The sequence below is a fragment of the Myxacorys chilensis genome (assembly GCF_059505265.1).
The window spans coordinates 34,542-46,201 of sequence record NZ_JCACKG010000257.1 but is presented as its reverse complement, the minus strand read 5'-3'; the positions used below and the strand labels follow the sequence as shown (position 1 = coordinate 46,201).

Genomic DNA, 11,660 nt, shown 5'->3' with positions numbered 1-11,660 from the left:
ATCGCCTTTTAGCTTATTCAGCCCAACTTCACATAATTATCAACACAACCTAGAGACGGCATCATGCAAAAAAGCACCCTATCTGTAGGGTGCTTTCTAGAGGGAGTCTAATTGACAGAATGGAAATTACATTTTGCCGTTCTGCATAACTTGTTGCAGATGCGAGCGAACTTCTTGCGCCGTCTGCATCTCGTTTTCTTTCAGCTTGCGAAATAGCTCAACACAAGGTTGAGAATCCATGCTTTGTGCGTCTTGGATATAAGTATCGTAAGCTTTGACTGCTTCTGATTTGTTCTTCAAAACGGTAATCAAATCGTACTCTAGGTCGCTCATAGCACGAGCGTTTTCAGTTGTAGTAGACATAAAATCAAATCTCAAAAACGTTAATTCAACGGTGTTTTAAGAGGATTGAGAGAAAATCTATCTATGGGGTCAACTCCCTTTTACTAATACTGATTTTCCTTCTAGCTTTGCGGCATAGGTAGGCAATGGCTTTGTGGCTGGGCCTTCTAACACTTTGCCATCCGCCGCAAACCCAGAATTATGGCACGGGCAGACAAACGCCTTCCGTTCGCTCTTCCATTGCACAAGGCAGCCTTGGTGCGTACAGGTTGGGTTCACCGCTGCTAATGCCTGTGGATCCGTTGGGCTGCGAACGATAGAAACCGGACCGATCGCAGATTGCTCGACCAACAATTGACCCGATTTGTCCAGCTCCTCGATCGCGCCGACCGAGACAAATCCATCAGGACGAGTCGAGGTTTTAGCCTGATTGCTGTTTGAGCAAGACACAAGATGAGTGAGAGTCATCAGAATGGGCAACCGACTACTAAGCCAACCGACTCCAGCCCAAGATAAGAACTTGCGACGATCCATGTGTTCTCCCATCCATATGCCTCCTATAAGATTGCAGAAATTTTCTATACCAATGCTCAGTTAGCGCAACTCCGCTGAAGCCAAGCCAGTATAGACCTCAATTCTACGGCTCTCGATTTTTAATGCAAACTTTGCATCAGAGCAATGCAAAGAAGCAATAGTTAGCAAAACTTTGTAATTGGTGATACGAATTCCACTTTTGATCTCGCCTAACTTGAATGACATGAAGATTGTCAATCCGCCGCATGACGAATTTCCCAAGTTTTGCACTCGGTCTCGCAATTTTCGGTTTGTCTCAGACACGGTTTATTACAAGGCTTAACCCATGACAGACACGATTTCAGCCGCAGCGACCCTCAATAAGTTTGAGAAGATCAAAGCCGAAAAAGACGGTCTTGCGGTAAAGGCTGAACTGGAGCATTTTGCTCACATTGGCTGGGAAGCGATGGATGGCACCGATCGCGACCACCGTCTCAAGTGGTTGGGAGTGTTCTTTCGCCCGGTGACTCCTGGCAAATTTATGCTGCGAATGCGGATGCCCAATGGCATTCTCACGAGTGGGCAAATGCGCGTTCTGGCAGAGACGCTGCAACGCTACGGTGAGGACGGGTATGGAGATATTACCACTCGTCAGAATATCCAACTGCGCGGCATCCGGATCGAGGATTTGTCTGATATTTTCCGCAAGTTTGAGCAGATGGGACTCACGAGCGTTCAATCTGGAATGGACAATGTTCGTAACATTACTGGCTCTCCAGTCGCAGGCATCGATGCCGATGAGTTAATCGACACGCGGGGCTTGGTGCGGAAAGTACAGGACATGATCACAAATAACGGTCGTGGCAATCCGAGCTTTACGAATCTGCCGCGCAAATTTAACATTGCGATCGCTGGTTGCCGTGACAACTCGGTGCACGCTGAAATCAATGACATTGCCTTTATTCCTGCCTACAAAAATAGAACGCTAGGCTTCAACGTAGTCGTGGGAGGATTCTTCTCGGCAAAACGGTGTGAGGCGGCGGTACCGCTTGACGCTTGGGTTGATGCCCGCGATGTGGTGGCGCTAAGCGAAGCAATCTTAATTGTCTACCGCAATCATGGTTTACGCGCCAACCGACAGAAATCTCGTTTGATGTGGCTGATTGACGAGTGGGGCATGGAGAAGTTTCGCCGGGAAGTCGAACAACAGTTTGGTGCCGTGCTACAGACGGCGGCTCCAAAAGATGAATTTCTGTGGGATAAGCGCGATCACATTGGCATTCATGCTCAAAAGCAACCGGGTCTCAACTACGTCGGGCTACATGTTCCGGTAGGTCGGCTGTTTGCACAAGACATGTTTGACCTCGCTCGCATCGCAGAAGTGTATGGCAGTGGCGAAATTCGCCTCACTGTTGAGCAGAATGTGATCATTCCCAATGTCCCCGATTCTCGCGTTGCCGCATTGTCGAGAGAACCACTGGTGCGATCGCGCTTTCCGGTTCAGCCGGAAAACCTAGCGCGGGCGTTAGTATCCTGCACAGGCGCTCAGTTCTGCAACTTTGCGCTAATTGAAACCAAAAATCGTGCCGTAGAGCTAATTAACGAGATCGAGCGCGAACTCTATTGTGCTCGTCCGGTCCGAATTCACTGGACGGGCTGCCCTAATTCTTGCGGTCAGCCTCAGGTGGCAGACATCGGCTTGATGGGCACGAAAGTTCGGAAAGATGGCAAGACCGTGGAGGGCGTCGATCTCTACCGGGGTGGCAAGGTTGGTAAAGATGCCCACCTTGGCACGTGCGTTCAGAAGGGCATTGCCTGCGAGGATCTCAAGCCAATTCTACGGGATATCTTGATTCAGGAATTTGGGGCACAGCCCCGAGCCGAAATGCCAATCGCGATGAATCTTCCGACTAAGGCAACGGCAACAATGAATGGCGCTGGTGCGGCGACAGCAACCCTCGTGCGTGAATCTGCTCCTCCCGTAGCAGCAATCACCCCGCCTCCAGCGATTAGCGCAGAGCGCAACGCCAAAGGAAACGCGGCTCCCGCAATGGTAGGCTTCGCGCAGTCCAATCAAAGCATCGCCTGTACACAGGACGATTTGATTTTAGAAATTGCAGAGCAAGCGGGAGTGGCGATCGACAGCAGTTGTCGGTCTGGTTCGTGCGGAACCTGCAAAACAAAATTGCTTTCGGGTGAAGTCACTTATGACGGCGATCCCGATGCATTGAATGACCACGATCGCGAGACAGGTCAGATTCTCACCTGTATTGCTCGACCTATTGGTCAAATTCGGTTAGATGCATGACTTCTGCATTGCTTAAAGTGTTATTTAAGCAGTGTATTATGTTGTTTGATCTTACGTCATTTGCTTAATATCATTCAGGTTTAGTTATTCTAACCTGAACGATTTCTGTGAACTGATCTATCTGATTGTTTCAGCAATTAGCAAGTGCGCTTGCCGATATCTCTCTAAGAATTCACTCTTACCCAATCGACAGGACGAAATGACTAACTTCTCAAGACGGAAATTCATCATTACCGCAGGCGCAAGCGCAACGGGTGCATTGTTGGTAAACGGTTGCAGCACAGGTCTGAACAAAAGTGCGTCCAGTAGTGGGTCGAATCCAAGTGCAGTTCCAGCAGTGAATTCTGGCACAGCCGATACTCCAGAAACCACCAAAGCGACGCTAGGATTTATTGCTCTCACCGACTGCTCTCCGCTCGCGATCGCTAGGGAGAAAGGCATGTTTGCCAAATACGGCATGACCGACGTGAATGTTGCAAAGCAAACGTCTTGGGCCGTCACCCGCGACAACCTTGAACTGGGTAGCGGCAACGGCGGTATCGATGGCGCACACATCCTGACGCCGATGCCGTTTCTGCTAACGACTGGCAAGATTACCAAAGGCGGCACTCCTGTACCGATGTACATCTTGGCGCGTCTCAATACCAACGGCCAAGGTATTTCCCTATCCAATGATTATAGAGATCTTGACATTACAACCAAAGCTGAAAAGCTTAAGGCAAAAATAGATGAGCGCAAAGCGGCAAATCAGAAGTTTAAGTGTGCCGTCACCTTTCCGGGGGGCACGCACGACTTGTGGATGCGCTACTGGCTGGCAGCAAACGGCATCGACCCCACAAACGATGTAGACCTTGTGGTGATTCCGCCGCCCCAAATGGTTGCCAACATGGAAACGAAAACGATGGACGCGTTCTGTGTGGGTGAACCTTGGCATCAGCGTTTGATCTCCAGAAACCTTGGATTCAACGCGTTTACAACGGGCGAAATGTGGAAGAATCACCCAGAGAAAGCCCTGTCGATGCGAGCCGATTGGGTCGATAAAAATCCGAAAGCGGCAAAAGCGATCTTGATGGCAGTGCAAGAAGCGCAGCAGTGGTGCGCGAAAGACGAAAACAAAGAAGAGATGGCAAAAATCGTCTCGGCGGATAAGTATATTAAAGCGCCGGCCTCTGACATTGTTGAGCGCATGAAGGGGAATTTTGACTTTGGCAATGGTCGCAAATTAGAACAAAGCGATCTCCTGATGAAATTCTGGCGCGATAATGCCTCGTACCCTTACAAGAGCCATGATCTCTGGTTTATAACCGAGAATATTCGCTGGGGCTACTTGCCCGGTGATACCGACACTAAAGCCTTGGTGGATAAGGTCAATCGGTCTGATCTGTGGAAGGAAGCCGCGAAGGCGATCGGAGTGGCCGATGCAGAGATTCCTAAAGACGATTCGCGCGGGGTCGAAACGTTTTTTGATGGGGTCGCCTTTGATCCAGCCAATCCGAAAGCGTACCTAGATAGCCTCAAGTTCAAGAAAGCCTAATTCATGGCAGCGAGCGGATTAAGCTCGCTGCCAACTCTCTACAACTCTGCTTTCTGTTGTCTTCCGTCTAGTTTGAACCCACCGCTTTAGGAATTTTTCTCATGACGACCATTAGCCCATCCGCTCGGTTCAGAAAGTCCTCTCCGTTTTCGCAGAAAGCGTCTAACGTCGCGAAGTCTTTGATTCCGATCGTGATTTGCTTAACAGTAGCGCTCGGAATCTGGCAACTGCTCTGCCTTGCTCCAGATTCTAAGATGCCAGGACCGCTCAGAGTCATTGCTCAAACCTGGACGCTCATTCTCGATCCGTTCTATGACAATGGTGGCACCGATAAAGGTTTGGGATTGCAGATTTTGATTAGTTTGCAGCGAGTCGCTTTTGGGTATTCGTTAGCCGCGATCGCGGGCATTTCAATCGGGGCATTCATCGGCTTGAACTCGTTTATGCGCCGCGGACTCGACCCGATTATTCAAGTCTTGCGGACAGTTCCGCCCTTGGCATGGCTACCGATCGCGTTAGGAATTTTTCAAAGTAGCGATCCAGCTACTATTTTTGTAATTTTTATTACTGCTATCTGGCCCATTTTGATCAACACTGCGGTAGGCGTGCAGCAAATCCCCCAGGACTACAACAACGTCGCGAAAGTGCTGCGTCTGTCTGGAAAAGAGTACTTTTTCAGCATCTTAATGCCCTCGACTGTTCCTTACGTGTTTGGAGGATTAAGGATTGGCATTGGCTTAGCGTGGTTGGCAATTGTGGCGGCTGAAATGTTGAAGGCAGAAGGCGGCATTGGGTTCAAGATTTGGGATGCTTACAACGCGGGCAACGAAAATAGCATGAGCGAAATTGTTATTTGCGTGCTGTACGTCGGTTTGGTGGGTCTCGCCCTTGATCGGCTTGTCGGATGGATTGGGTCTCGCATTAGCTCTGATCACTAGTCCCGCGTTTCCGCTAGAGTTGCGCTCTGCGCTAATGGCTTGTTCCGTTTCGTTACTCGTGTCCTTCACCCCGCAGTTCCATGTCTTTCTTTGTTGAAATTGATCATATCGATCGCACCTTTCCACTTAAAGATGGCGGCAGCTACATCGCCCTCAAGAATATCGAACTCAAAATTCGGAAGGGAGAATTTGTGACGCTAATTGGTCACTCGGGTTGCGGTAAGTCTACGCTGCTTAATATTTTGGCAGGACTCGACAAACCAACCCAAGGCGGGATCATTCTCGACGGGCGGCAAGTAACCGAACCGGGGCCTGACCGGATGATGGTATTTCAAAACTATTCTCTACTGCCGTGGAAAACCGTTCGCGAAAACATTGCTCTTGCGGTTGATAAAGTTCTCAAAGATTTACCAAAAGACGAACGCCAGAGCCTGATTGAGCATCATATCGATATGGTGGGGTTGCGCTTAGCCGCTGACAAGAAGCCCCGCGAACTCTCGGGCGGCATGAAACAACGAGTCGCGATCGCGCGTGCCCTTGCCATTCGTCCGAAGCTCTTGTTGCTCGACGAACCTTTTGGCGCACTCGACGCCCTGACTCGGGGGAACTTGCAGCAACAGTTAATGAAAATCTGCGAGGAGAGCCACGTCACTTGTGTAATGGTGACGCACGATGTAGACGAAGCCTTGCTGCTCTCGGATCGAATCGTGATGCTCACCAACGGCCCCGAATCTCACGTTGGGCAAATTCTAAATGTGCCGATTCCGCGTCCGCGCCATCGCTTAGAAGTGGTGAACCATCCGAGCTACTACGGATTGAGAAATGAAATGATTTATTTCCTCAATCAGCAAAAGCGGGACAAAAAGCGCAAGCGCAAAGAAGTGGTGGCGATCGCTCGTCATGGCCTGGAAAAAGTCAATCTCGACATCGGATTCGTACCGCTCACCGACTGTGCACCACTCGTGGTCGCCAAAGAGAAAGGCTTCTTTGCTAAGCACGGGTTAGAAGAAGTAACCCTCAGCCGCGAACCGAGTTGGAAAGCGATCGCTGATGGGATCAGAACGAAGCGATTAGACGCGGCGCACATGCTAGCAGGAATGCCGCTCTCCATGACGCTGGGCTATGGCGATAATCCTCAACTGCCAGTTGTCACAGCACTCGTGATCTCCCGCAATGGCAACGCAATCACGCTAAAGAAAGAATTTCTTGATCGCGGCGTCCGCTCCTTAAGCGCCCTGAAATCGGTACTCAAAGGCGTCCCGGATCAGGTCTACACGATGGCAACGGTTCACCCGACTTCGATGCACAACTTGATGTTGCGCTATTGGTTAGCATCGGCAGGCATTGATCCCGACCACGATCTAACCATGACGATCGTACCGCCGCCGCAAATGGTGGCTAACCTTAGTGCTGGCAGTATCGATGGCTTTTGTGTGGGAGAGCCGTGGAACTCTCGCGCAATTCGGGACGGCTTGGGTTACACGATCGCGACCGATCTTGAGATTTGGGCATCCCACCCGGAAAAAGTGCTGGGCGTACGAGAAGACTGGACAAATCAGCATCCTGAAACCCACAATGCCCTCGTGAAAGCCTTGCTCGAAGCTTGCGAATACTGCGACGATCGCCGCAACCGGGAGGAAATTCTCGGCTTATTGGCACGCCCTCAGTACATGGGGCCGTCAGCCGAATACGGGCGTCCCGGCTTTATTGACCCGTACGATCGCGGCATGGGTGATGCCCCCGAAACCCTACTGCGCTTCAATCAGTTCCATGTCGATAATGCCAACTGTCCTGGACGGGCAGAGGGACTGTGGATTTTGACTCAGCTTGCCCGGTGGAACATCACCGCCTTCCCGCGCAACTGGATTGAAGTGCTAGACCGAGTGCGTCGAGTGGATCTCTATGGCCGAGCGGCAAGAGAACTAGGGCTGCCAGACAACGAAGGCAACCGCACGTCGTTTGAGTTGTTCGATGGCAAGGTGTTTAACCCTGACGATCCGATTGGCTACCTCAATAGCCTTGATATTTGCCGAGACATTCGCATCGAAGAGATTATTATCGATAGCGTTAGCGAGAGCAGTCTTGCGATCGCGGTATAACTTGAGCGTGCATCTAGCAGTAGTTCGGATGCATCACTCTTCCATAAATTAACCCATTCCCAAACCGTGGGTTATAGCATTGCTCTCCGTCCGATTGATCTTCACACCAGCCCTTTTTGCTATGCAAATCCTCTCTACTCCCGACTCCCAATCTCAGTTGGTCGAAACCCCTTCCTTTCTTGAGATCGATGGCGTCTCAAAAATCTATTCCACGCCGAAAGGCGACAACGTGGTGTTAGATGACATTAGCCTCACGGTGAATGAAGGCGAATTTGTTTGCGTCATTGGGCACTCGGGCTGTGGCAAATCGACATTGCTCGATATGGTGTCTGGCTTCCGCGAGCCGACCAGCGGCGAAGTGCGTCTGCAAGGCAAGCGCGTCACTCGTCCTGGCCCCGATCGCATGGTTGTGTTTCAAAACTACTCACTCTTGCCCTGGAAAACAGCGTATGAGAATGTTTATCTTGCTGTGAACTCGGTATATCCCGAAAAATCAAAGGCAGAAAAAACTGAAATTGTCCGCACTCATCTCACCATGGTTGGACTGGATGAAGCGGCAAATAAAAAGCCTGGGCAGTTGTCTGGCGGGATGAAACAGCGCGTTTCGATCGCACGTGCCCTAGCCATCTATCCGCAAGTCTTAGTGCTAGACGAACCCTTTGGCGCTCTTGATGCCATTACCAAAGAGGAACTTCAAGAAGAACTGCTCAACATTTGGAGACAGCACAAAGTCACCGTGCTGATGATCACCCACGATATTGACGAAGCGCTATTTCTGGCCGATCGCATCGTGATGATGACCAATGGCCCTGCGGCTAAAATTGGCGAAATCATGAAGGTTCCGTTTGATCGACCCCGCAATCGCACTCAGTTAATAGAAGATCCGCAGTACTATACGCTGCGAAATCAGGCGTTAGACTTCTTGTATGGTCGATTTGCATTAACCGAAGGTGAGTAACGGGCAAGCGGCGGCAACGCTTCCGGTTAATCTAGAACAGTCTTCCGCTCAAAGGTAAAGTGAAGTATCTAGAAGCACAGTTTTGCATCCCTTCTAGATCAACAATAGAGCCTGTCGCGATCTGCTAGATCAAGCGGCTTGCAGGCAGGATTTGATTGCCGTTTTTTAGCAAGTCAATGCTGGTTCGGTGCGATTTCGGGGTTCGCACAATCTATTGGAACGTTAACCCGATGTATTTCCTGTTGAATTCTGCTTATCCACCGTCGCGATGGAATCTGCGCAAATGGCTTTTTCCGAAACAGCCCCCTCATCGGTCGTCACCTCATCAGTTGTCAACCGAATTCTTTGTTACTACACCAACTCCACAAATCAGCTTCAGATTGCAAAAACTCCGGGGTCTTCAGGCCTAAAACTGGAGCGAGTTGTTTTTCCAAAGCAGCGCATCTTGTTTGAAGCCCTGTCTGACACTTGGATAGAAATTTATATCTATTCCGAACTGGATGGTGTGACATTACTCAACACTATTCCCTGTCAGACACTACACGCTCAGTCGAAAGGCGGGTGTGACTAAATCTACGCTTAAGAGGTCTTGATTATGGCTGAACCAACCAAAACTCTATGTCCATACTGTGGGGTTGGCTGCGGCTTAGAAGTGTTGCCCCCGGCTCAGCCTGGCAGGGCAATCAATCGAGATAAAGACGGAACCCCAATTTGGCAGGTCAGAGGCGATCGCGCTCACCCGTCGAGTCAAGGTATGGTCTGTGTGAAAGGGGCAACGGTCGCAGAGGCGCTGCACAAAGACCGATTACGCTATCCCATGGTGCGCGATTCGCTGGATCAGCCGTTTCGTCAGGTGACGTGGGTAGACGCGATCGCAAGAATCGTCAACCGCATTCAGGTCGTCCGCTTTACTCAAGGACCGGATGCCATTTGCATGTACGGCTCTGGGCAATTTCAAACCGAAGATTACTACATCGCCCAAAAGCTGATCAAAGGCTGTTTGGGCACTAATAATTTTGACGCCAACTCTCGACTCTGCATGTCTTCTGCGGTAGCGGGATACCTTCAAAGCTTTGGGGCAGATGGTCCCCCCTGCTGTTACGACGATTTAGACGAAACCGATTGCGCGTTTCTGATCGGCACGAATACAGCAGAATGCCATCCCATTCTCTACAACCGATTACGCAAGCATCACAAGAAAAACCGTAACGTTAAAATCGTCGTCGTTGATCCTCGTCGGACGGCAACCGCAGAGGGCGCGGACTTACATTTAGCGATCAAGCCCGGAACCGACATCGATTTACTTAATGGCATCGCTTACCTACTCTGGCGCTGGCACGACCTCGACCGTACATTCATTCGCGACCACACTAACGGGTTTGAGCAATTTATTGAGGTCATTCGTCACTATCCTCCACCCGTGGTTGCCGAGCGCTGCGGCATTTCGGAAGCCGATTTATCCACAGCGGCTCGCTTCTGGGCACAGTCTCAGCGAGTGTTGTCCATGTGGTCGATGGGAGTGAATCAATCTTCGGAAGGCACAGCAAAAGTTCGCTCAATTATTAATCTCCATTTGATGACTGGGCAGATTGGTAAACCGGGGGCAGGTCCGTTTTCGCTGACGGGTCAGCCAAACGCGATGGGCGGACGAGAAGCGGGCGGCCTATCCCACTTGCTGCCAGGCTATCGGTCAGTTACGAATGCTCAGCACCGGAATCACGTTGAGCAGTTTTGGGGGCTACCTCCTGGCAAAATTTCTCCTAATCCGGGGCGCAACGCGTGGGAGATGATCACGGGGATTGAGAGAGGAGAAGTCGGGTTACTGTGGGTAGCGGCAACCAACCCAGCGGTAAGTATGCCCGATCTAGAGCGCACGAAAGCAGCATTGAAGCGATCGCCCTTCACGATTTATCAAGACTGCTACTATCCGACCGAAATGGTGGAGTATGCTCACGTCTTGCTGCCTGCCGCGCAATGGAGCGAGAAAACGGGAGTCATGACCAATTCTGAGCGGCGCGTGACGCTCTGCTCTCAGTTCCGCACGCCTCCGGGTGAAGCGAAACCGGACTGGATGATTTTTGCAGAAGTCGGTCGGCGGCTCGGCTTCTCAAAGCAGTTTGCCTACAACTATTCGGCTGAAGTCTACCGAGAATATGCCCTGCTGACCCAAGGGCAACCGTGCGATCAGTCCCAATTGAGCCATACCTATTTGTTTGAGCATGGCCCGACTCAGTGGGGCACGTTAGTGACTGAAGAGCTGGATTCACCCGAAAAAGCTGGGTCATTGGGTCAAATCCATCCGGGTCAGAAGGTATCCGTCGCCTCCCGACTCTATACCGACCATCAGTTCCACACGCCTGATGGTCGTGCCCGCTTCGGAGCATATCATTCTCGCGGGTTGGCTGAACCGCCCGACGATCGCTATCCGTTTGTGCTGACGACCGGCAGACTTTACGGCCACTGGCACACTCAATCCCGCACTGGGCGCGTTGAAAAGCTTCGGGCAATGCACCCCAATCCATTCATCGAAATCCATCCAAAAGATGCAGACAAATTGGGTGTGAAACCTGATGAATGGGTGGAAGTGCGATCGCGGCGGGGCAAAGCAAAATTTCCGGTGATGGTCACAAAAGCGATCGCGCCGGGAACCGTTTTTGTGCCGATGCATTGGGGCGCGTTATGGGCAGACCAAGCCGAAGCCAATGCCCTGACGCATCCAATCTCGTGCCCCGATTCAAAACAGCCCGAATTAAAAGCCTGTGCCGTTGAAATTGTGCCGATGTCTTCTGAAGTAACGGTTCAGGCTCAGGAGTTTGAGCCGTCGCTTGTGCGGTAGCGGGGTAGCTATAGAGAAAGAGCTATAGAGAAAGAGCGATGGTGCGCTCACAGAAGTTTCATCTTCTAACTGCCGCCGATCTCTTTACGATGAGTCTTTCTACCTAGTATGCTCACAGCAGCAGTTCAAAAT

9 protein-coding genes are annotated in these 11,660 nt (G+C 50.9%); 7 read left to right on the top strand and 2 right to left on the bottom strand.

Annotated elements, in window-relative coordinates; all coding sequences use genetic code 11:
• Positions 1-126: 126 nt before the first annotated feature.
• Together AC5JLB_RS26710 and AC5JLB_RS26705 are read right to left on the bottom strand one after the other, a co-directional pair.
• Positions 127-363 carry a hypothetical protein gene (locus tag AC5JLB_RS26710; RefSeq protein ID WP_495876867.1) on the bottom strand — a complete coding sequence of 79 codons (237 nt, stop codon included), beginning with the start codon at positions 361-363 and terminating at the stop codon, positions 127-129.
• 69 nt (positions 364-432) lie between these two features.
• Positions 433-888 (bottom strand): QcrA and Rieske domain-containing protein, encoded by a 456-nt coding sequence (locus AC5JLB_RS26705; protein ID WP_495876866.1) that lies wholly within the window; start codon positions 886-888, stop codon positions 433-435.
• 313 nt (positions 889-1,201) lie between these two features.
• On the opposite strand from AC5JLB_RS26705, the gene AC5JLB_RS26700 reads away from it, so the two are divergent.
• The 7 genes from AC5JLB_RS26700 (at position 1,202) to AC5JLB_RS26670 (ending at position 11,528) form a co-directional block, all read left to right on the top strand.
• Positions 1,202-3,163, top strand: a complete 1,962-nt coding sequence (locus AC5JLB_RS26700; RefSeq protein WP_495876865.1) for a ferredoxin--nitrite reductase — start codon at positions 1,202-1,204, stop codon at positions 3,161-3,163.
• Positions 3,164-3,362: 199 nt separating this feature from the next.
• Positions 3,363-4,697, top strand: a complete 1,335-nt coding sequence (locus AC5JLB_RS26695) for a CmpA/NrtA family ABC transporter substrate-binding protein (protein WP_495876864.1) — start codon at positions 3,363-3,365, stop codon at positions 4,695-4,697.
• Between the two features lie 101 nt (positions 4,698-4,798).
• Positions 4,799-5,635: a nitrate ABC transporter permease gene (gene ntrB / locus AC5JLB_RS26690; RefSeq protein ID WP_495876863.1), complete on the top strand. Its 837-nt coding sequence runs from the start codon at positions 4,799-4,801 to the stop codon at positions 5,633-5,635.
• A gap of 80 nt (positions 5,636-5,715) precedes the next feature.
• A complete protein-coding gene (locus tag AC5JLB_RS26685) occupies positions 5,716-7,734 on the top strand; it encodes an ABC transporter ATP-binding/substrate-binding protein (protein ID WP_495876862.1) in 2,019 nt (672 codons plus the stop codon).
• Between the two features lie 121 nt (positions 7,735-7,855).
• Positions 7,856-8,692, top strand: coding sequence for a nitrate ABC transporter ATP-binding protein (locus tag AC5JLB_RS26680; RefSeq protein ID WP_495876861.1), 837 nt, complete (start codon positions 7,856-7,858; stop codon positions 8,690-8,692).
• A 283-nt stretch (positions 8,693-8,975) separates the two neighbouring features.
• On the top strand, positions 8,976-9,263 hold the full coding sequence (locus AC5JLB_RS26675; protein ID WP_495876860.1) for a DUF1830 domain-containing protein: 288 nt from the start codon (positions 8,976-8,978) through the stop codon (positions 9,261-9,263).
• A gap of 24 nt (positions 9,264-9,287) precedes the next feature.
• Entirely contained in the window at positions 9,288-11,528 is a 2,241-nt protein-coding gene (locus tag AC5JLB_RS26670) for a molybdopterin oxidoreductase family protein (RefSeq protein WP_495876859.1), read from the top strand.
• Positions 11,529-11,660 lie beyond the last annotated feature (132 nt).

What these genes read in the sequence shown, in the direction of transcription:
- AC5JLB_RS26705 (WP_495876866.1), bottom strand. Translation starts at nt 888, where the DNA reads ATGGGAGAACACATGGATCGTCGCAAGTTCTTATCTTGGGCTGGAGTC.
- AC5JLB_RS26685 (WP_495876862.1), top strand. Translation starts at nt 5,716, where the DNA reads ATGTCTTTCTTTGTTGAAATTGATCATATCGATCGCACCTTTCCACTT.
- AC5JLB_RS26675 (WP_495876860.1), top strand. Translation starts at nt 8,976, where the DNA reads ATGGCTTTTTCCGAAACAGCCCCCTCATCGGTCGTCACCTCATCAGTT.
- AC5JLB_RS26695 (WP_495876864.1), top strand. Translation starts at nt 3,363, where the DNA reads ATGACTAACTTCTCAAGACGGAAATTCATCATTACCGCAGGCGCAAGC.
- ntrB (WP_495876863.1), top strand. Translation starts at nt 4,799, where the DNA reads ATGACGACCATTAGCCCATCCGCTCGGTTCAGAAAGTCCTCTCCGTTT.
- AC5JLB_RS26670 (WP_495876859.1), top strand. Translation starts at nt 9,288, where the DNA reads ATGGCTGAACCAACCAAAACTCTATGTCCATACTGTGGGGTTGGCTGC.
- AC5JLB_RS26710 (WP_495876867.1), bottom strand. Translation starts at nt 363, where the DNA reads ATGTCTACTACAACTGAAAACGCTCGTGCTATGAGCGACCTAGAGTAC.
- AC5JLB_RS26700 (WP_495876865.1), top strand. Translation starts at nt 1,202, where the DNA reads ATGACAGACACGATTTCAGCCGCAGCGACCCTCAATAAGTTTGAGAAG.
- AC5JLB_RS26680 (WP_495876861.1), top strand. Translation starts at nt 7,856, where the DNA reads ATGCAAATCCTCTCTACTCCCGACTCCCAATCTCAGTTGGTCGAAACC.